General features: G+C 71.3%; 19 protein-coding genes. 13 read left to right on the plus strand and 6 right to left on the minus strand.

Going from position 1 to position 18,990, the window contains the following annotated elements:
- Nucleotides 1–4 precede the first annotated feature (4 nt).
- The 3 genes from ACZ7CH_RS17865 to ACZ7CH_RS17875 all read left to right on the plus strand — a co-directional run bounded on the left by ACZ7CH_RS17865 (nt 5) and on the right by ACZ7CH_RS17875 (nt 3,284).
- The gene (locus tag ACZ7CH_RS17865) at nt 5–1,984 is read left to right on the plus strand and encodes a thioredoxin domain-containing protein (RefSeq protein ID WP_470374358.1); all 1,980 of its coding nucleotides are present in this window, start codon (nt 5–7) and stop codon (nt 1,982–1,984) included.
- A gap of 58 nt (nt 1,985–2,042) precedes the next feature.
- Nucleotides 2,043–2,597: a hypothetical protein gene (locus ACZ7CH_RS17870; protein WP_470374359.1), complete on the plus strand. Its 555-nt coding sequence runs from the start codon at nt 2,043–2,045 to the stop codon at nt 2,595–2,597.
- Nucleotides 2,598–2,696: 99 nt separating this feature from the next.
- Complete coding sequence (locus tag ACZ7CH_RS17875; RefSeq protein ID WP_470374360.1) at nt 2,697–3,284, plus strand: hypothetical protein; 588 nt, start codon at nt 2,697–2,699, stop codon at nt 3,282–3,284.
- Here the strand turns inward: ACZ7CH_RS17875 and ACZ7CH_RS17880 are convergent.
- Nucleotides 3,268–4,899, minus strand: coding sequence for an ATP-dependent DNA ligase (locus ACZ7CH_RS17880; RefSeq protein ID WP_470374361.1), 1,632 nt, complete (start codon nt 4,897–4,899; stop codon nt 3,268–3,270). The two genes, ACZ7CH_RS17875 and ACZ7CH_RS17880, sit on opposite strands and share 17 nt — an antisense overlap.
- 90 nt (nt 4,900–4,989) lie before the next feature.
- On the opposite strand from ACZ7CH_RS17880, the gene ACZ7CH_RS17885 reads away from it, so the two are divergent.
- Nucleotides 4,990–5,130 (plus strand): hypothetical protein, encoded by a 141-nt coding sequence (locus ACZ7CH_RS17885; protein ID WP_470374362.1) that lies wholly within the window; start codon nt 4,990–4,992, stop codon nt 5,128–5,130.
- Between the two features lie 118 nt (nt 5,131–5,248).
- Here ACZ7CH_RS17885 and pdxR read toward each other — a convergent pair whose 3' ends face one another.
- Complete coding sequence (gene pdxR / locus ACZ7CH_RS17890; protein WP_470374363.1) at nt 5,249–6,595, minus strand: MocR-like pyridoxine biosynthesis transcription factor PdxR; 1,347 nt, start codon at nt 6,593–6,595, stop codon at nt 5,249–5,251.
- Between the two features lie 47 nt (nt 6,596–6,642).
- On the opposite strand from pdxR, the gene ACZ7CH_RS17895 reads away from it, so the two are divergent.
- Genes ACZ7CH_RS17895 through ACZ7CH_RS17915 form a run of 5 tightly spaced genes read left to right on the plus strand, consistent with a single transcriptional unit; the run spans nt 6,643 to nt 11,486 of the window.
- Nucleotides 6,643–7,506 (plus strand): DMT family transporter, encoded by an 864-nt coding sequence (locus ACZ7CH_RS17895; protein ID WP_470374364.1) that lies wholly within the window; start codon nt 6,643–6,645, stop codon nt 7,504–7,506.
- The gene (locus ACZ7CH_RS17900; RefSeq protein WP_470374365.1) at nt 7,503–8,279 is read left to right on the plus strand and encodes a GNAT family N-acetyltransferase; all 777 of its coding nucleotides are present in this window, start codon (nt 7,503–7,505) and stop codon (nt 8,277–8,279) included. Before ACZ7CH_RS17895 ends, ACZ7CH_RS17900 begins: the two co-directional genes overlap by 4 nt.
- Before the next feature lie 43 nt (nt 8,280–8,322).
- The gene (locus ACZ7CH_RS17905) at nt 8,323–9,762 is read left to right on the plus strand and encodes a GuaB1 family IMP dehydrogenase-related protein (RefSeq protein WP_360386021.1); all 1,440 of its coding nucleotides are present in this window, start codon (nt 8,323–8,325) and stop codon (nt 9,760–9,762) included.
- 3 nt (nt 9,763–9,765) lie between these two features.
- Nucleotides 9,766–10,719, plus strand: coding sequence for an ABC transporter ATP-binding protein (locus ACZ7CH_RS17910; protein WP_360386023.1), 954 nt, complete (start codon nt 9,766–9,768; stop codon nt 10,717–10,719).
- A complete protein-coding gene (locus tag ACZ7CH_RS17915; protein ID WP_360386025.1) occupies nt 10,716–11,486 on the plus strand; it encodes an ABC transporter permease in 771 nt (256 codons plus the stop codon). The genes ACZ7CH_RS17910 and ACZ7CH_RS17915 overlap by 4 nt, the downstream gene beginning before the upstream one ends.
- A 75-nt stretch (nt 11,487–11,561) precedes the next feature.
- On the opposite strand, the gene ACZ7CH_RS17920 is transcribed toward ACZ7CH_RS17915, so the two are convergent.
- Both ACZ7CH_RS17920 and ACZ7CH_RS17925 read right to left on the minus strand, forming a co-directional pair.
- Nucleotides 11,562–12,854 (minus strand): PhoH family protein, encoded by a 1,293-nt coding sequence (locus ACZ7CH_RS17920; RefSeq protein ID WP_360386027.1) that lies wholly within the window; start codon nt 12,852–12,854, stop codon nt 11,562–11,564.
- A 387-nt stretch (nt 12,855–13,241) separates the two neighbouring features.
- A complete protein-coding gene (locus tag ACZ7CH_RS17925) occupies nt 13,242–14,495 on the minus strand; it encodes a DUF885 domain-containing protein (protein ID WP_360386029.1) in 1,254 nt (417 codons plus the stop codon).
- Nucleotides 14,496–14,722: 227 nt separating this feature from the next.
- Between ACZ7CH_RS17925 and ACZ7CH_RS17930 the strand changes: the two genes are divergently transcribed.
- Together ACZ7CH_RS17930 and ACZ7CH_RS17935 are read left to right on the plus strand one after the other, a co-directional pair.
- Nucleotides 14,723–15,037: a hypothetical protein gene (locus ACZ7CH_RS17930; protein ID WP_360386031.1), complete on the plus strand. Its 315-nt coding sequence runs from the start codon at nt 14,723–14,725 to the stop codon at nt 15,035–15,037.
- A 94-nt stretch (nt 15,038–15,131) separates the two neighbouring features.
- Nucleotides 15,132–15,401, plus strand: coding sequence for a hypothetical protein (locus ACZ7CH_RS17935; protein ID WP_360386033.1), 270 nt, complete (start codon nt 15,132–15,134; stop codon nt 15,399–15,401).
- A 62-nt stretch (nt 15,402–15,463) separates the two neighbouring features.
- Here ACZ7CH_RS17935 and ACZ7CH_RS17940 read toward each other — a convergent pair whose 3' ends face one another.
- Nucleotides 15,464–16,243: an isoprenyl transferase gene (locus ACZ7CH_RS17940; protein ID WP_360386035.1), complete on the minus strand. Its 780-nt coding sequence runs from the start codon at nt 16,241–16,243 to the stop codon at nt 15,464–15,466.
- Nucleotides 16,244–16,320: 77 nt separating this feature from the next.
- Here ACZ7CH_RS17940 and trhA point away from each other — a divergent pair, with 77 nt between their 5' ends.
- Nucleotides 16,321–16,995, plus strand: coding sequence for a PAQR family membrane homeostasis protein TrhA (gene trhA, locus ACZ7CH_RS17945; protein ID WP_360386037.1), 675 nt, complete (start codon nt 16,321–16,323; stop codon nt 16,993–16,995).
- Nucleotides 16,996–17,077: 82 nt separating this feature from the next.
- The gene (locus ACZ7CH_RS17950) at nt 17,078–17,365 is read left to right on the plus strand and encodes a hypothetical protein (RefSeq protein WP_470374366.1); all 288 of its coding nucleotides are present in this window, start codon (nt 17,078–17,080) and stop codon (nt 17,363–17,365) included.
- A 209-nt stretch (nt 17,366–17,574) separates the two neighbouring features.
- Here the strand turns inward: ACZ7CH_RS17950 and ACZ7CH_RS17955 are convergent, their stop codons facing one another.
- Entirely contained in the window at nt 17,575–18,969 is a 1,395-nt protein-coding gene (locus ACZ7CH_RS17955) for a class II fumarate hydratase (protein WP_470374367.1), read from the minus strand.
- Nucleotides 18,970–18,990 lie beyond the last annotated feature (21 nt).

The following is an 18,990-nucleotide window of genomic DNA, read 5'->3' on the forward strand; positions in this document are numbered from 1 at the left end:
TCGCATGACGAACCGGCTAGCGGACGCGACCAGCCCCTACCTGCTGCAGCACGCGGACAACCCGGTCGACTGGTGGCCGTGGTGCCCCGAGGCGTTCGAGGAGGCCCGGCGGCGCGACGTCCCGGTGCTGCTCTCCGTCGGGTACGCGGCCTGCCACTGGTGCCACGTCATGGCACACGAGTCGTTCGAGGACGCTGGCATCGCCGCGTACGTGAACGAGCACTTCGTGGCGGTGAAGGTCGACCGCGAGGAACGCCCGGACGTCGACGCGGTGTACATGGAGGTCACGCAGGCCATGACCGGCCACGGCGGCTGGCCGATGACCGTGTTCCTCACCCCCGACGCCAAGCCGTTCCACGCGGGCACCTACTACCCGCCGTCGCCGCGGCCCGGCATGCCGTCGTTCCGGCAGCTGGTCGAGGCGGTCTCCTCGGCGTGGACGACGCAGGGTGACGAGGTGCTGGCGTCCGCCTCGGCCGTGGTGGAGGAGATCTCGCGCCGCGCCACGCCGCTACCGCCATCCACTGTGGACGCCGAGGTGCTGGGCGGTGCGGTGGTGTCGTTGCTGGGCGAGTTCGACCGGCGCAACGGCGGCTTCGGCGGCGCACCGAAGTTCCCGCCGTCGATGGTGGTGGAGTTCCTGCTGCGCCACCACGAACGCACGGGCTCGGTGCAGGCGCTGTCGATGGCGACCGTCACGGCCGACGCGATGGCCGACGGCGGCATGTACGACCAGCTCGGTGGTGGGTTCGCCCGATACAGCGTCGACGCGTCCTGGGTCGTGCCGCACTTCGAGAAGATGTTGTACGACAACGCTTTGCTGCTCCGCTTCTACACGCACCTCACGCGTGTCACGGGTTCTTCGCGCTATGAGCGGGTCGCGCGTGACACGGCCGGGTTCCTGCTGCGCGAGCTGCGCACGGACGAGGGCGGCTTCGCGGCGTCGCTGGACGCGGACACCGAGGGCGTCGAGGGCCTGACCTACGTGTGGTCGTACGACGAGCTGGGTGCGGCGGCGGCAGAAGCCTTCGGCGTCACCGAGGAGCCGAACTTCGAGGACGGCAGGTCCACGCTGCGGTTCGTGTCCGAGCCGGGGGAGGACGTGCGGGCGGCGTTGCTCGCGCGGCGTGCCGAGCGCCCGCAGCCCGGCCGCGACGACAAGGTGGTCGCGGCCTGGAACGGCATGGCGATCGCGGCGCTGGCCGAGGCGGGCGCGTTCTTCGGCGAGACGTCCTGGGTGCTCGCGGCGACGACGGCGGCCACGACGCTGACCGGCGTGCACCTGGTCGAGGGACGGCTGCTGCGGACCTCGCGCGACGGTGTCGCCGGCCCGTCCGCGGGCGTGCTGGAGGACTACGGGTGCCTGGCGGACGGCCTGCTCGCGCTGCACCAGGTCACCGGGTCGGTGCGGTGGCTCGACACGGCGTGCGGCCTGCTGGACACGGCACTGGCGCGCTTCGCCGTCCCCGGCACCGCAGGGGCCTACTTCGACACCGCGGACGACGCCGAGGAGCTGGTGCGCCGTCCGGCCGACTCGACCGACAACGCCTCACCCTCCGGTGCCTCGTCGCTGGCCTCGGCGTTGCTGACCGCGTCCCTGCTGGTCGGCGCGGACCGGTCGGCCCACTACGCCGAGGCCGCCGCTGCGGCGGTGACCCGCGCGGGTCTGCTGGCCGCACGCGCGCCCCGGTTCGCGGGTCACTGGCTCACCGTCGCCGAGGCGCTGGTGGCGGGCCCGGTGCAGGTCGCCGTGGTGGGGGCGGTCGACGATCCGCGCCTGGTCGAGCTGTTCGCGACGGCGGTGGCCCACGTGCCCGGCGGTGGGGTCGTGGTGGCCGGCGAACCCGGCTCGGCGCCGTTGCTGGAGGACCGTCCGCCGGTGGACGAGGCGCCCGCCGCGTACGTGTGCCGCGGTTACGTGTGCGACCGGCCGGTGGTGTCGGTGGACGCGCTGGTCACTTCACTGTCGGCGAACACCCTCTGACTGATTGCAGGCGTAACGTCGGTAACGACGTAATCATGTAATCAAGGGTGTGGTGGAAATGGGACGTGGATGGCGCGGACGAGGAGGCTGGCAGCAGGCTGACCTGCCACCGGCCGACGACGCGGCGGCCTGGTTCACAGGCCGGCTGCCGGACGGCTGGTTCACCGGCGCCCCCGAGGTCGTCGTCGACCGCGAGGAGATCACCGTCGTCGGCACGCTGCCCGACCTGGAGGGCGAGTTCGACGACGTCTCCCGCGCGGCGGCCGAGTCGGGCCGCATCTCCCGGTGGCGCGAGCAGACCCGCGACGAACGCATCGAGATCGCCCGCCAGGCCGAGCACCGCTACGGCCGCAAGGTGGCGTGGGGCGCCGTGCAGGGCGGCACCCGCGAGCTCTTCACGCACCTGGCCGTGCCGGTGATGACGCGCCTGCGTCAGCCGGAGCGCCAGGTGCTCGACACCCTGGTGGCCGCCGGTGTGGCGCGGTCACGGGCCGATGCGCTGGCGTGGGCCGTGCGGCTGGTCGGGGAGCACGCGGACTCGTGGCTGGCCGAGCTGCGGGACGCGATGTCGAAGGTGGACGACCTGCGGGAGCAGGGCCCGGACCTGACCTGAGGTCCAGGGCGGCGTGGACCGGCTCCCCCCGCGACTTCCGTCCGCGGGGGAGCCGCTGCCGCATCCCGGCTCGGTGCCGCCGTCCGGTTGCCCTGCGGCGTGAGCTGCGCCCGGTCGGCCAGGAAGGCGCTCGACGTCTCGCTGCCGCTGAACCAGCGGGTCAACGGCCTGAAGGGCTGCGTCGAGCGCTACCACCCCATCGGGTTCGCGGCGTCGATGAGCTTCCTGGAGGCCGTGGCCGGTGACTTCGCCTCCGACCCGGCGGCGTTGCCGCTGGCGGTGGAGGTGCTCACGGCCGGCCGGGACGCGTGGCAGGCCGAGGTCCGCGCCTACGCCGTGCTGCGGCGGCGGGCCAAGCGGCTCGGTCTGCGGGTGCCGCACCCGGCCGCGCCCAACCCCAACCGGCCGTCGCACTGGCACGGCGCACGGCGGGAAGCGGCATTGCACGCCGTCTGGTTCCGGTACTCGAAGGGCACCATCGCCGACGTCGACCTGCACTGCCTCGCCGCCGCGCTCGTGCGGCGCGGACGGCTCACGGCGATGCAGCTCGCCGTGTTAGACGAGGTGCACGCCGGGTTGGAGGAGCGCTTCGCCGCCGCCGGCACGCACGACTACCAGCGCTACGACGAGCTGCGGCAGCTGCTCGCGCTCGCCGCGCAGATCGCGGTCGTCACGGGCCGGTGCTGAGCGCCGTCGGCAGGAGGGCGCGCACCTCCTCGATCGTCGTGGCCTCGGACGGGTCCTTGTCCGGGCGGTAGCGGACCACGCGGGCGAAGCGCAGGGCCACGCCGCCGGGGTAGCGCGGCGAGACCTGCACGCCGTCCAGCTCGATCTCGATCACGAGCTCCGGGCGGACCATCACGACCCACTCGTCCTCGGAGACCGCGATCTCCTGCAGGGCCTTCGTCTGCCAGGTCAGCAGCTCGTCGGTGAGGCCCTTGAAGGTCTTGCCGACCATGATCGGCGGGCCACCGTCCGGGTCGCGGGCGCCGAGGTGGAGGTTCGACAGCCAGCCGCGGCGGCGCCCGGAGCCCCACTCGACGCCCAGGACCACGAGGTCGAGGGTGTGGACCGGCTTCACCTTCTGCCAGGAGCGGCCGCGCCGGCCCGCCGCGTAGACCGAGGACAGCGACTTCACCATCACACCCTCGTGGCCAGCGCCCAGCGACGCCGCCACCACCGCGCCTGCCTCTTCCGGTGACGGGTCGAGGACGCCGGGGATGACGTGCTCACCCGCGACCGAGCGCAGGGCGGCGAGGCGGTCGCGCAGCGGTTCGTCGAGCAGGTCCTCCCCGTCGAGGTGCAGGCAGTCGAAGAAGTACGGGTGCAGCAGCAGCTCGCGTTCGTCCTGCGCGCCGAAGCGGCTCATCGTCTCCTGGAACGGGCGCGGGCGGCCCTCGTCGGTCAGCGCCAGCGTCTCGCCGTCCAGCACGACCGAGGTGCACGGCAGGCCGCGGACGAGCTCGACCAGCTCCGGCACGGTCTTGGTGATCTCCCGCAACGTGCGGGTGTAGACGTGCACCTCGTCGCCGGAGCGGTGCACCTGGATGCGGGCCCCGTCGAGCTTGTGCTCCACGACGCAGCCGCCCAGCTCGGTCAGCGCCGCGTCGAGCGACTCGGCGGGGGAGGCCAGCATCGGGCGCAGCGGCCGGCCGACCTCCAGCCGGAACGCCTCCAGCTCCCCGGCACCGCCCCGCAACGCCGCCACGGCCGTCTCCGGCAGGCGACCGGACAGCATGAACGCCCTGCGGACCGCCTCACCCGGCACGTCCGCCGCCGAGGCGATGGCGTCGAGCATCACGCCCTCCAGCGCGCCCTGCCGCAGCTCACCGGTCAGCAGGCGGCGCAGGAAGTCCTGCTCGGCGGCCGTGGCCAGGCCGAACAGCCCCACCAGCAGGTCGACCCGCCGCTGCGCCGACCCCTTGCCGGACGTCGTGGCGACGGCCCCCAGCGTCAGGTCGACCTCGGCCACGGTCAGCGACGGCTCCGCGGCCGGGGGCACGGACAGGTCGAGGACCGTCCGCCAGCCGGTGCCGATGCGGCCCTGCCGGGGCGTGCCGATGAGGAACGACACGACGGCGACCACCGTGTCCGCGGTGCCGGCGGCGTTCTCGGCGTCCAAGGTGCCCTCGGCTCCTGCGGCGTCCCCGGTGCCAGCGGCGCCTCCGGCCCCTGCAACGTCCTCGGCGTCCGCGGGGGCCACCGCCGCGCGCAGCACCGCGGCCAGCGCCTTGACCTTGGCCAGGCGCGACCGCGTCGCGGCCACCGCGGCCGACGTGTCGACTACTTCGGAGAGGTGCACGGTTTCATGGTGCACCCGTGCACTGACAATTTCTCGAGGGCCGGACTAGGCTGGGCCCGACATTCGTTCTACCTGGGGGTTCACCGCGCCATGCGAGCCGTCAAGATCATCGCCGCCGCCCTGCTCGTCGCCACCGTCGCCGCTGTCACGGCCGGTGCCACCGCCGGTCAGGCCCGCGAGCACATCCTCCAGGGCAACACCGTCGCCGAGAAGCGCGAACACATCCTCTGAGCAGGTTGCCAGCTGTTGTGCCTGTGACGCCTCCGAGCTCCCACTCCTGGCTCTGCTGGCGTCTGCAAGGAGGGGGAGGGGCGGGCAAGGCTTCTGGCCAGGTGCTCAGACCAGCCCTCTAGACCACCGCGGCGATCTCGCGGACTGCCTCGCGCAGGCGGTCCGGCGTCAGCGCGGCGTAGCCCAGCACCAGTCCGGGCCACATGGGCGTGCGCGCGTACTGCGCGAGCGCCCACACGTGCACACCTCGCGCCTCCAGCACGCGCTTCAACGCCATGTCGTCCGTGCCGTCCGGCATGCGCAGCACCACGTGCAACCCGGCCGCGACACCGATCGGCTGCCACGACGGCAAGTGCGTCGCAACGGCGTCGAGCAACGCATCCCGGCGCTTGCGGTAGAGCGCGCGCGTACGGCGCAGATGCCGGTCGTAGCCACCGGTCCGCAGCAGGTGCGCGAAGGCGGCCTGCGGGATCGTGCCGGTGCCCATGTCGTTGTACTTCTTGCGGTCCACGACGCCCGCGCGCAACCGCTCCGGCACCACCAGCCACCCCAGCCGCAGGGCCGGCGCGAGCACCTTGCTCGTCGTCCCCTGGTACACGACGTGGTCGGGCGCCAGCGCCTGCAACGCGCCCAGCGCCGGCCGGTCGTAGCGGTGCTCGGCGTCGTAGTCGTCCTCGATGATCAGGCCGTCCCGCTCGCGCGCCCACTCCACCAGCGCCCGCCGCCGTTCCGGGTGCAGCACCACCCCCAGCGGGAACTGGTGCGCCGCCGTCACCAGCACCGCGCGACAGTCCGTTCTGGACAACAGGTCGACCCGGATTCCCTTGTCGTCAACGGGAACCGACACCGGCTTGAGGCCGTGCGACCGCAGCAGGTCCGCGCCGCCGAAGTGGCTCGGCTCCTCGATCGCGATGCTGCCGTTCAGCATCCGCGCGGTCAGCTGCAGCCCGTCCGCCGAGCCGTTGGTGATCACCGCGTCGCGCGCCACGACCGCGCGCACCCGCGCCAGGTAGTCGACGATCTCCTTGCGCAGCCCCACGAACCCGGCCGGGTCGGGGTAGGCGAGGTCGTCGTCGGGCAGCTCGGCCAGCGCCGCGCGGTGCGCCGCGACCCAGTCGGCGCGCGGGAACGCGCTCAGCGCGGGCAGTCCCGGCCGCAGGTTGTACCGCCAGCGCCGCGGCGGCTCCGGCACCCCGCACACCCCGGCCGGCCCGAGCGCCGCGACCGTCGTACCCGACCCGCGCCGGGCCGTGAGGTAGCCCTCCGCCACGAGCTGCGCGTACGCCGACGTGACGGTGCCGCGCGCGACGCCGAGCTGCGCGGCCAGGTCGCGCGACGACGGCAGCCGCGTGCCCGGTGCGAGCCGCCCGTCCCGGACCGCCCGCCGCAGCGCTGCCTCCACGCCACGGCGCCGCTGGTGCTCGGGCAGCAGCAGCTCGCGGAAAGTGGTCCAGTTCGCAGACATCGAAGTGGAGCTTAAATCTGGACCAGTCCGCGGCAAAGCTCTGGTGCATGAGACTCGGGGTGGCCGCGGGAGCGACAGCGGCAACGATCGTCGGTGCGTCGGTTCCGATCACGGGAATGCTGGCCGGCTACCCGGTCCTGACCGGCCAGGCCCTGCGCTACGCCCTCGCGGCGGCCATCCTGCTGCTGGTCGCGCGCCGGCTGCCGGTGCCGTCGTGGCGCGACCTCCCGCCGCTGCTCGGCGTGGTGCTCACCGGCATGCTCGGCTTCAACGCCCTGCTCATCGCCGCCCAGCAGTACGCGGAACCCGGTTTCGTCGCCGCCGTCATGGGTGCCTCGCCGATCGCCCTCGCCCTGCTCGCCCGGCAACGGTCGCTTGCCGCGATCGTCGGCGCGGTGGTGGTGGCCGCGGGTGTGGTGGTGTTGTCCGGCGGTGGCGCGTGGCACGGCCCCGGCCTGCTGCTCGCCCTGCTCACGATGGCCGGCGAGGTCTGCTTCACGCTGTTCGCGGTCGGTGTGGTGAAACGGCTCGGCGTGCTCGGCGTGGCCACCTGGACGTGCATCATCGCGGCCGTCATCGGGTCCGTCCTGGGCACGTTCGTCGGCGGCTGGCAGGTGCCCGACGCGAAGCAGGCGCTTGCGCTCGTGTCGCTCGCCGTCCTCGTCACCGCGCTGGCGTTCGGCCTCTGGTACTTCGCCGTGCACCGCCTCGGCTCCGACCGCGCGGGCGTGCTCATCGGCCTGATGCCGGTCGCGGGGCTGGCGGCGTCCGTGCTGCTCGGCGTGCAGGACCTGACGTTCGCGTCCGCGGTCGGCGTCGTCACCGTGACGCTCGGGTGCGGCATCGCGCTGCACAAGGGCGGTAAATCGCGTGCGATCGAGGAACCGGCGCCCATAGCGTTGGGTCAGTGACCGACGCTGCCGCTCTGCTGAGCGCCTACGACACCCAGGCCCGTCCCGCCGAGTGGGCGAACGCGGTCCCCGGCGCCCCCGTGCACCGCGACGGCCCGGTGTTCCGGGTGGAGGGCCCGCACGGAGGCACCGTCGCGGGCCTGCCCGACCTGGGCGTCACCGGCGCCGAGCTGGACGCCCTGATCGCACGGCAGCGCGACGTCTTCGCGCGGCGCGGTCAGCCGGTCGAGTGGAAGACCTGGGCCCACGACCGGCCCGCCGGCCTGCCGCGGCGCCTGGAGGCCGCCGGGTTCGCCGCCGAGGACCGGGAGACGGTGTTGATCGGCCTCGCCGAGGAGATGACGGCGCCGGTCGAGGTCGCCGGCGTGGTGCTGCGGGAGACGCGGGCCGAGGCCGACCTGCGGCGCATCGGCGACTGCCTCGGCGAAGTGTGGGGCAAGGACTGCGGCGCGCTCGTCGACCGGCTGGTGTCGATCAAGGACGACCCGGACGTGGTGATCGTCGTCGCGGAGGCCGGGGACGTGGTCGTGTCGTCGGCCCGGCTGGAGGTCGTGCCGGGCACCGAGTTCGGCGGGCTGTGGGGCGGCTCGACGCTGGAGCGGTGGCGCGGGCGCGGCATCTACCGGGCGCTGGTGGCGCACCGGGCGCGGATCGCGGTCGAGCGCGGCGTCCGGTACCTGCAGGTGGACGCGTCGGAGGACTCACGGCCGATCCTGGAACAGCTCGGGTTCACGGCTGTGACGACCACGACGCCGTACGTGTGGCGGCCGTAGACGCGGCTGGCCATCCCGGGCGCTGCGCGTATCGTGGAAGCACGTGCGGTTCATCGAAGGGCATCGACCCTCTTACGACCTGACCTACGACGACGTCTTCCTCGTCCCCGGCCGCAGCGCCGTGGAGTCGCGGTTCGGCGTCGACCTGTCCACCTCGGACGGCACCGGCGCCACCATCCCGATCGTCGTGGCGAACATGACGGCCGTGGCCGGGCGCAGGATGGCCGAGACCATCGCGCGGCGCGGCGGGATCGTGGTCATCCCGCAGGACGTGCCCACGGAGGCCGTCGCGGAGATCACCGCCTGGGTCAAGGAGCGGCACCCGGTCTGGGACACGCCGCTCACCCTCACCACCGGTGACGCCGTGGCGGACGCGCGCAACCTCATGCACAAGCGTGCGCACGGCGCGGTTGTCGTCGTCGACGACGGTGGGCGGCCCATCGGTGTGGTGGACGAGGCCGCGTGCACCGGGGTCGACCGGTTCGCGCGCATCGGCGACGTCATGAACACCGACGTCCTCCTGCTGCCGCTCGACACCAAGCCGCAGGACGTCTTCGAGCACCTGCACCACAGCACCCACAAGATCGCGCTCGGCGTCGATGAGCAGCAACGGCTGCGCGGCGTGCTGACCGAGCTCTCGGCGTTGCGGGCGGAGATCTACAAGCCCGCCACCGACGACGACGGGCAGCTGCGGATCGCCGCGGCGGTCGGGGTCAACGGCGACGTCAGGGCCAAGGCGGAGGCGCTGCTCAAGGCCGGGGTGGACGTGCTGGTCGTCGACACCGCGCACGGGCACCAGGAGAAGATGATCGGCGCCATCCGCGCGGTTCGCGAGGCGAGCCCGACCGTGCCGATCGCCGCGGGCAACGTGGTCACGAAGGAGGGCGTGCGGGACCTCGTCGAGGCCGGCGCGGACATCATCAAGGTCGGCGTGGGACCGGGCGCGATGTGCACCACCCGCATGATGACCGGCGTCGGCCGGCCGCAGTTCAGCGCCGTCGCCGAGTGCTCCGCCGAGGCGCGCGGGCTCGGCAAGCACGTGTGGGCCGACGGCGGCGTGCGGCACCCGCGGGACGTGGCGCTGGCGTTGGCGGCGGGCGCGAGCAGCGTCATGGTCGGCAGCTGGTTCGCCGGCACCTACGAGTCGCCCGGTGACCTGCAGCGCGACGAACGCGGGAATCTCTACAAGGAATCCTTCGGAATGGCGTCGAAGCGGGCGGTCACGGCGCGCACGCGCAGCGACAACGCGTTCGACCGTGCGAAGAAGGGCCTGTTCGAAGAAGGCATCTCGACGTCGAAAATGCGGTTGGACCCGGCGCGCCCGAGCGTGGAGGATCTGCTCGACGCGATAACGTCCGGCGTTCGCTCGGCCTGCACGTATGCGGGTGCGACCTCGCTGGAGGAGTTCCACGACAAGGCAGTTCTCGGCATCCAGTCCGCTGCTGGCTTCGCGGAAGGGCGGCCGTTGCCAGGGGGTTGGTGAGAAATGGACGACGCGGTCTCCGTGAGAGAACTCCGCAAAATCTACAAACCAGGACAAAAGCCGGCGGTGGACGGGTTGAGCTTCACCGTCCGCCGCGGTGAGGTGTTCGGCCTGCTCGGCCCGAACGGGGCCGGCAAGACGACCACGGTCGGCGTGCTCACCACGCGCGTCCGCCCCACCTCGGGGCAGGCGCTCGTGGAGGGCGTCGACGTGGTCGCCGACTCCAAGCGCGCACGGCAGCTGCTCGCGGTCGTGCCGCAGCGCAACAACCTCGACCGCTCGCTCAACGCACGGCAGAACCTGCTGTTCCACGCCGCCTACCACGGCATCGGACCGAAGGAACGCCAGCAGCTCGCCGACGACATCCTCGAACGCATGGGGCTGAAGGACCACCGCAACGCGCTCGTGGACACGCTCTCCGGCGGTCAGGCGCAACGGCTGATGATCGCCCGCGCGCTCATGCACCGCCCGAAGGTGCTGTTCCTCGACGAGCCGAGCACCGGGCTCGACCCGCAGGCCCGGCTCTTCGTCCACGAACGCGTCGCCGCACTGCACGCCGAGGGCGTCACGGTCGTGCTGACCACGCACGACATGGACGAGGCGGCGAAGCTGTGCGACCGGGTCGGCATCGTCGACCACGGCAAGCTGCTCACCCTCGACACGCCCGCGGAGCTCACGAGGAACCTGCCCGGCAGCAACACCGTCAGCGTCACGGTGAGCCCGAACGGCCACGAGCCCGCGAAGATCAACCAGGTGCTGTCCGAGGTGGACGGTGCGCAGCGGGTCGAGGAGGTCGGCGGGATGTACCGCGTGTACACCGACGCCGACACCGCGGTCACGCTGCCGGCGGTGCTGAACGTGCTGCGCGACCTCGACGTCGTCGTCAGCGACGTGGCGATCGGCAAGCCCAGCCTGGAGGACGTCTTCATCCACCTGACCGGGCGGGAGCTGCGGTGAGCCAGTTGCGCACGTTCAAGGCGATCCTGTGGCGCGACGTCTTCGTCACCGGACGCGAGCTGCCGAGCTTCCTCGCGCAGGTCATCATCCAGCCGTTCTTCATCCTCTTCATCTTCGCGAAGGTGCTGGGGGACATCGGGTACGTCCAGGACGACTTCGCGCAGGTGCTGCTGCCCGGCATCATCGCGATGAACGGGTTCCTGGGCGCGCTGCAGAACACGACGCTGCCGCTGGTGCTGGACTTCTCGTGGACGCGGGAGATCGAGGACCGGCTGCTGGCGCCGATCTCCATCCCGCTGGTCGCGGTGGAGAAGATCGTGTTCGGCGCGATCCGCGGGTTCTTCGCCGCGGTGCTGATGGTGCCGGTCGGGTTCGTGATGCTCGACGTCTCCTGGCAGTGGTCGGGAATCCCCGGTGCGCTGCTGGTGATCGTCCTGGGCTGTCTCGCGGGCGGGTCGGTCGGCATGGTCATCGGCACGTCGGTGCCCGCGCGCCGGGTCAACGTGATGTTCGCGGTGATCCTGACGCCGTTGCTGTTCACCGGTTCGTCGCAGTTCCCGTGGCGGTCGCTGAGCGACGACCTGCTGTGGTTCAAGGTGGTCTGCGCGCTGAACCCGTTGACGTACGTCAGCGAGGGCATGCGGGCGGAGCTGGTGCCGGAGGTGCCGCACATGCCGCTGCCGGTCGTGCTGCTGGTGCTCGTCGTGGCGATCGCGGGCTTCGGCGGCCTCGGTCTGCGCGGCTTCATGAGGCGCGCGCTCGACTAGGGTCTGTGTCCTGGCAGAGAACGGGAAACGGCCCCGCGCGGTGGGAACGCGGGGCCGTTCCGTCCACTCAGGACACTACGAGGCGTAGTCCTCCAGCATCTCCGTGACGAGCGCCGCGATCGGCGACCGCTCCGAGCGGGTCAGGGTGATGTGGGCGAAGAGCGGGTGGCCCTTCAGCTTCTCGATCACCGCCGCCACGCCGTCGTGCCGCCCGACCCGCAGGTTGTCGCGCTGCGCCACGTCGTGCGTCAGCACCACCCGCGAGTTGCTGCCCAGCCGCGACAGCACGGTCAGCAGGACGTTGCGCTCCAACGACTGCGCCTCGTCCACGATCACGAAGGAGTCGTGCAGCGAGCGGCCGCGGATGTGGGTGAGCGGCAGGACCTCCAGCATCCCGCGGTCCAGCACCTCCTCCAGCACCGCCTGGCTCACCAGCGCGCCGAGGGTGTCGAACACCGCCTGCGCCCACGGTCCCATCTTCTCGTTCTCGCTGCCGGGCAGGTACCCGAGCTCCTGGCCGCCGACCGCGTAGAGCGGCCGGAACACCACGACCTTGCGGTGCTGCCGTCGTTCCATCACCGCTTCGAGACCGGCGCACAGCGCCAGTGCCGACTTGCCGGTGCCCGCACGTCCGCCCAGCGAGACGATGCCGACATCGGCGTCGAGCAGCAGGTCCAGCGCGATCCGCTGCTCAGCGGACCTCCCGTGCAGTCCGAACGCCTCCCGATCCCCGCGCACCAGCCTGATCTGCTTGTCCGCGGTCACCCGGCCCAGAGCGCTCGACGTGCCCGCCAGCAACCGCAGACCGGTGTGGCAGGGCAGCTCGGCGACGTGCTCCAGGCCCTCGTACTGGGCCGGGTCGACGACGTTCTCCTTGAACAGGCCGTCCACCAGGGACTGCGGAGCGTCCAGGTCGGACATCCCGGTCCAGCCGGACAAGGTGACGTCGTGCGCCCGGTACTCCTCCGCGGGCAGGCCGACCGATCCGGCCTTGACCCGCAGCGGCATGTCCTTCGTCACCAGGGTGACGTTGCGCCCCTCAGCAGCGAGGTTGAGGGAGCACGCGAGGATCCGGGCGTCGTTGGAGTCCGTTCGGAAGCCTGATGGCAACACCTCCTGGTCGGAGTGGTTGAGCTCGACGTGCAAGGTGCCCCCCAGATCCCCGATGGGGATCGGCGAGTCGAGGCGACCATGCCGCAAGCGCAGGTCGTCGAGCAGGCGCAGGGCCTCCCTCGCGAACCAGCCCAGTTCGGGGTGGTGGCGCTTGCCCTCCAGCTCGCTGATCACCACGAGCGGGAGCACGACCTCGTGCTCCGCGAACCGGGTGGGGGCGAGCGGGTCGGACAGCAGTACCGACGTGTCCAGCACATACGTGGTGATGGCCGGAGCGGCGGACTTGCGCCGGGAGGAGGATGTGCGCGATGAGCCTGAGGAACGGCTCGCGGGACGTCGTGCGTTCACGGCAACTCCCTCACGAACGCGGCACCCGCGTCCGCTCCTCGCTGGGCCAGGCACCACCCTGATCGACCGTCCCGCCCTTTCAGGCTGGTCGGCCACGAGGGCCGGGTGCCGGCCCCCTCGCGACGTCGTCTGCCACGATCAGAGCCTCCCTGCGCGGTCCGCAGTGGTCGCGTCCCGCCACTTCCGAAGTTACCTGCGGAAGTGCCACGTGTGCATGAAGCCACACAGGTGAATCCGAACTTGTCATCTCCGCGAAAACTGGACGAAACGTGGTCGCAGAGGTTTATCCGCAGGTCAGGAGCCGCTCTCGGCGGCGTTGCGGGCGAGCCACGACAGCCCTTCGCGCACTTGGGCCCGCAGGGACTCCGGCACCAGCGGCTCGTCGAGGAGCCTCAGGTACCGGGACTCGAGCGACTCACCGGGCGCGCGGACGTCCAGCCAGGCCCTGACCAGGCGCACCCCCTCGACGTACGTCGTCGTGTACGCGCGCCACAGCGGGTCCGCCAGGAAACGCACCATCTGCCGTGCGCGGCGGTCCGGCACCAACAGCCACTTGCGCAGGTACGCGACGACGTCGTCCTGGTCGGCACCTCGGTCGTGCAGCATCAGCGCGGCGTCCTGCCGCACGGTGAGCAGACCGGCCGCCGCGGCCTCGACCTCTTCGGACAGTCGGCCGTCCATTCGCAACCCGAGGTCGCGCAGGACCTCCTCGGTCCACAGGCCCCAGCCGGGCCCGACGACGGCGTGCAGCCCCAGGTCGGCCATGCCCTCGGCCATCAGGCACTGCGGCGTGTTGATCAGGAAGATCGACTGCTCGGCGTGCCCGCGCCGGTGGACGAGCCCGGCCTCCTTGCGGCAGTGCTCGGTGTGGTGGCCGGGGTAGGACTCGTGCGCGACCAGGTGCGGCAGGTTCGACATGCGGTGGCCCATGTCGGCGTTGATCGCGACCCTGGACCGGTAGCCGCCCAGGTAGTAGTTGAAGCCGCTCCACGGCTTGTTCGTGACGACCTGGTACTCGACGATCTCCTGCTCGGGCAGCGCGTACCGGTGCCGCACGCGGTCCCGCAGGGCGCTGGACAGGGCCTGCACGCACCCCTGGAGCCGCCGTTTCGGCACCTCGTCGTCCGCGCGGAAGTCGGCCAGCCGGTCGCCCAGCGACCCGCGACCGGGCAGCAGCGCGTCGAGGTTGCGGTGCGCCTGCGCGTACGCGTCCTCGTCACCGGGGCGGATGCGCACCTGGAAGTACTGCTCCACCTCGTCGACGAACGAGATGCGCTCGCCGGCGAGCTTGCGCGCGTTGCACTCCATCGCCCTCAGGTGCGCGTCGAGGAACTGTTTGCGCTGGTCGGCGAGGTCGGCGCAGTCCAGCAACTCCGCGCGCAGCTGCCGGGCGTGCCCGGCGAGCGCCCGCGGGTCCAGGCGCGGTTCGTTGTCGACCGCGCGGCTCAGCGCCGGGTCGCCGGTGTACGAGTCCACGAACCCCGACCTCAGCCGCCCGAGCCGCAGCCCCAGCACCAGGTACCTGCGCACCAGCTCGCCTGCGTCCATGAGCAGGAGAGCGTAGAGCGTGTACCACAGCGTCCCGGTCGCGGCCGAATCGCGAAACGAACACCACCTGAAGGGGGAATGTTGTTGATCATGCCGTCACACAATGGGGGCAACGGGAGCATCAAGCCAGATTCCCGCGGGTAGCTTTTCTGCACGAGAACCCCACCGTCCGGAGATCCCCGAAGACTCCGGAAATGACGGGGAGACCCGACATGAAGGAGAACGACGTGAAGAAGGTTTTCGCCGCGGTCGCCGCTGCTGCCGCTCTGTCGCTCGCGTTCGCCCCGGCCGCCATGGCCGGCGAGGGCGACGACCACCACGGCCACGACCAGGGCCACCACAACTACTACCACGGCTTCCACCAGTCGAACGGCCCGCTGCTCAGCGTGCTGAACGGCAACAACGTCAACGCCGTCGTCGGCGCCTGCGGCAACAACGTCGGCGTGCTGGGCGCCGCGGTGCCGATCAACTCGCCGAGCATCACGGAAACCTGTGCCGCCGGCGGCATCGTGGACGGCGACGACGTCAACTTCGAGGGCTGATTTCCGCCTTCAGGTAATTCCCGGGTCCAGGGACGTCATTTGATGGCGTCCCTGGACCGTTTCCGGCAGTAGCACCCGTTCACGAGGAGAAGAAATGCTGAAGAAGGCGTGTGCCGCTGCGGCCGCCGCGGCTGGCCTGATGATGCTCGGCGTCGGCATGGCCTCCGCGGCCCCCGATTTCGACCAGTCCAACGGCGGGCTGCTGAGCGTGCTGAACGGCAACAACGTCGACGCCGTCGTCGGTGTCTGCGGCAACAACGTCGGCGTGCTGGGTGCGGCCGTGCCGGTGAACTCGCCGAGCATCACCGAGACCTGCGCCGCCGGCGGCATCGTGGACGGCGACGACGTCAACTTCGAGGGCTGACGTCCTCACGCACAACGGGGCGCCCACCTTCGCCGTGGGCGCCCCGTTCCGCGTGCGGGTCACTAACCGCCGTAACGGCGGTGGCGCTTGGCGTACTCGCGCATCGCCCGCAGGAAGTCAGTGCGCCGGAAGCCGGGCCAGTACGCCTCGCAGAACCAGAACTCCGAGTGCGCCGACTGCCACAGCATGAACCCGGACAGCCGCTGCTCCCCGGACGTGCGGATGATCAGGTCCGGGTCCGGCTGCCCCGAGGTGTAGAGGTGCTCGGCGATGTGGTCGACGTCCAAGACCTCCGCGAGCTCCTCGATCGTCCCGCCGCGCTCGGCGTGCGCCTGCAACAGCTTGCGGACCGCGTCCGCGATCTCCTGCCGCCCCCCGTACGCCACGGCGACGTTGACCTGGATGCCGGTGCGGTCCCTGGTCTTGGCCGCCGCGGTCGTGAGCCGCTCGGCGTGCTCCCGCGGCAACATGTCGATCGCACCCACGTGCCGCACCCGGAACGGGTTGCCGTCGGCGGCGAGCTCGTCGGTGATGTCGGCGATGATGTCCAGCAGCGGCGCGAGCTCGTCGGACGGCCGGTTGAGGTTGTCCGTGCTCAACATCCAGAGCGTGACGACCTCGACCTTCGCGTCACCGCACCACTCGAGCAGCTCCAGGATCTTCCGCGCCCCCGCCCGGTGCCCGTGCGCGACGTCGGTGAACCCGGCCTCCCGCGCCCACCGCCGGTTCCCGTCGAGCACGACACCGACGTGCTTGGGCACCTGCGTCCCGCTCAGCTCGCGCCGGAGAATCCACTCGTAGAGGTGGATAGCGACGTCTTTCACACGCGTGCGGAGTGCCACGTCCGAACAGCGTACGCCGTGCGGAGTTCATCACTGATCCATGGTCGGAAACCTACGGTGGCGTAACCTGTTGTCCTGTGACCGCTGCTGCGCCTCTTCCCCCACAGCCCGGACTGCGGCCGCGCCTGCGTGGATGGCTGCACCTCTGGTCCTTCATAGTCTCCGTCGCCACCGGTGCCACGCTCATCGCGCTGGCGGCCTCCACGGTGTCCGGCCTCGCCGCACTGGCGACCTCCGTCTACGGCGCCACCGTCGTGGGCCTGTTCGGCGTCTCCGCGCTGTACCACCGCGTGACGTGGCAGTCCGAACGCGTCCGCACGTGGATGAAGCGCCTCGACCACTCGATGATCTTCGTGTTCATCGCCGGCACCTACACCCCGTTCGCACTGCTGGCGATGGACCGCGACACCGGCCACGTCGTGCTCTGGGTGGTCTGGCTCGGCGCACTGGCCGGCGTGACCCTGAAACTGGTCTGGCCGCACGCCCCCCGCTGGCTCGGCGTGCCCATCTACATCGCCCTGGGCTGGGTGGCCGTCTTCGTCCTGCCCGAACTGCTGCACCACGCCGGGGCGGCCGCTCTGGTGCTGCTGCTCGTCGGCGGGCTGCTGTACACCGCCGGGGCCGTGTTCTACGCGACCCGGTGGCCGAACCCGTGGCCGCAGGTGTTCGGGTACCACGAGTTCTTCCACGCGGCGACCGTGGTGGCGGCCATCTGCCACTACATCGCCATCTGGCTCGCGATGTACTCCTGACCTGCTGTTTTCGGTCTAGCTGATCTTCCAGGCCGTCATACTCGTCCGCATGACACGAGTGAGATGCCAAGCGGTGCGCTGGGTGAGCGATGAACCTCAGCCGGGTTGGGTCGAGGTTCAGCTCACCGACGCCGACGGAGCGGTCTGGAGCCTCTTCGACAAGCCGCCGGTGTTCGATGCGGATGACCGGCTGACGCCCGACGCGGTGTACCCGGTCGAAGTCGAGCTGGACTGCGAGATCGTGTCGCGCCAAGCCGACGCCGGCGGCCGCGATCTGATCATCATCTCGACCCGGCGTCCCCGGGGCGTTGAAACGGAGACCGGCCGAGACCGGTTCACGGTCGCACCAAGTCAGCTCATCCGTGCCTAGCTGCAGCATCACGCCGTCTCCAAGCTGACGGCCTTCCTGCTCTTGGCCCGCTGAACGGCATCAGGTGCGTGTAGACGCGACGGACCGGACGCGTCCAGCCTCCGGGGAACTCCACCCTCAGCGCCAGATCCGCCGCGAGCGCGCGGAGGTCGTCGAAGCGACGCCCCCGCGCACCCGGTCCTGCCGTGCCCCGACGGACGACCTGGGCGTCAACGTCCGCCGCGGGCCATCCGCAGCACGTCCAGCGCCTCGTCCAGCTGCTCCTCGCTCAGCTTCCCGGGCACGTGACCGCGCTCCAGCACCACCGCGCGGATCGTCTTGCGCTCCTTCAGCGACTGCTTGGCGATGGAGGCGGCCTCCTCGTAGCCGAGGTAGCGGTTCAGCGGCGTCACGATCGACGGCGACGACTCGGCGTACTCGCGCATCTGCGACTCCTGGGCCTCGGCGCCCGAGAGCACCTTGTCGGCCAGCAGGCGGGCGACGGCGGCGAGCAGGCGGGAGGACTCCAGGACGTTGCGGGCGATCACGGGCAGCATCACGTTCAGCTGGAAGTTGCCCTGGGAGCCGGCGAACGCGACCGCGGCGTCGTTGCCGATGACCTGGGCCACGACCATCATCGTGGCCTCGGAGATCACCGGGTTGACCTTGCCGGGCATGATCGAGCTGCCGGGCTGGAGGTCGGGCAGTGCGAGCTCGCCGAGGCCGGTGCGGGGGCCGGAGCCGAGCCAGCGGAGGTCGTTGGCGATCTTGAACAGGGCCACGGCGGTCGCGCGGAGCTGGCCGGAGATCTCGACCACGCCGTCCTGGGTGGCCTGGGCCTCGAAGTGGTCGCGGGCCTCGGTCAAGGGGAGGCCGGTCGCGGTGGCGAGCTCGGCGGCGACCGCGGCGCCGAACCCCTCGGGGGCGTTCAGGCCGCTGCCCACGGCGGTGCCGCCGATCGGGAGCTCGGCCAGGCGCGGGATCGAGGCGTTCAGGCGTTCGACGCCGTAGCGGACCTGGGCGGCCCAGGCGCCCGCCTCCTGGCCCAGGGTGATCGGCACGGCGTCCATCAGGTGCGTGCGGCCGGACTTGACCAGGTCGGACCACTCAAGAGCACGCTGCGCGAGCACCGACTCCAGGTGTTCCAGTGCCGGGACGACGTCGGTCACCACGGCTTCCGTGGCGGCCACGCGCAGGGTCGTGGGGAACGTGTCGTTGGACGACTGGGAGGCGTTGACGTGGTCGTTCGGGTGGACGTCACGGCCCAGGGAGCGCGTGGCGAGGGTGGCGATGACCTCGTTGGCGTTCATGTTCGACGACGTGCCGGAGCCCGTCTGGAAGACGTCGACCGGGAAGTGCTCGTCGTGGGCGCCGGAGGCGACGTCGTCGGCGGCCGCGGCGATCGCGGCGGCGACGTCGTCGGGGAGGACACCGAGGCGGGCGTTCACGCGGGCCGCCGCGGCCTTCAGCAGGCCGAGGGCGCGGATCTGCGCGCGTTCCAGGCCTCGACCGGAAATCGGGAAGTTCTCGACCGCGCGTTGGGTCTGGGCACGCCACAATGCGTCGACCGGCACGCGGACCTCGCCCATCGTGTCGTGCTCGACGCGGTACTCCTGTTCAGACATACCCCGAGTCTCTACGCTCGA

The sequence above is a fragment of the Lentzea sp. NPDC037011 genome (assembly GCF_055607425.1).

Excerpts from the sequence above, each read along its gene's own strand:
- ACZ7CH_RS17865 (WP_470374358.1), top strand. The coding sequence starts at position 5 with ATGACGAACCGGCTAGCGGACGCGACCAGCCCCTACCTGCTGCAGCAC.
- ACZ7CH_RS17870 (WP_470374359.1), top strand. The coding sequence starts at position 2,043 with ATGGGACGTGGATGGCGCGGACGAGGAGGCTGGCAGCAGGCTGACCTG.
- ACZ7CH_RS17885 (WP_470374362.1), top strand. The coding sequence starts at position 4,990 with ATGCGAGCCGTCAAGATCATCGCCGCCGCCCTGCTCGTCGCCACCGTC.
- pdxR (WP_470374363.1), bottom strand. The coding sequence starts at position 6,595 with ATGTCTGCGAACTGGACCACTTTCCGCGAGCTGCTGCTGCCCGAGCAC.
- ACZ7CH_RS17895 (WP_470374364.1), top strand. The coding sequence starts at position 6,643 with ATGAGACTCGGGGTGGCCGCGGGAGCGACAGCGGCAACGATCGTCGGT.
- ACZ7CH_RS17910 (WP_360386023.1), top strand. The coding sequence starts at position 9,766 with ATGGACGACGCGGTCTCCGTGAGAGAACTCCGCAAAATCTACAAACCA.
- ACZ7CH_RS17925 (WP_360386029.1), bottom strand. The coding sequence starts at position 14,495 with ATGGACGCAGGCGAGCTGGTGCGCAGGTACCTGGTGCTGGGGCTGCGG.
- ACZ7CH_RS17935 (WP_360386033.1), top strand. The coding sequence starts at position 15,132 with ATGCTGAAGAAGGCGTGTGCCGCTGCGGCCGCCGCGGCTGGCCTGATG.
- ACZ7CH_RS17955 (WP_470374367.1), bottom strand. The coding sequence starts at position 18,969 with ATGTCTGAACAGGAGTACCGCGTCGAGCACGACACGATGGGCGAGGTC.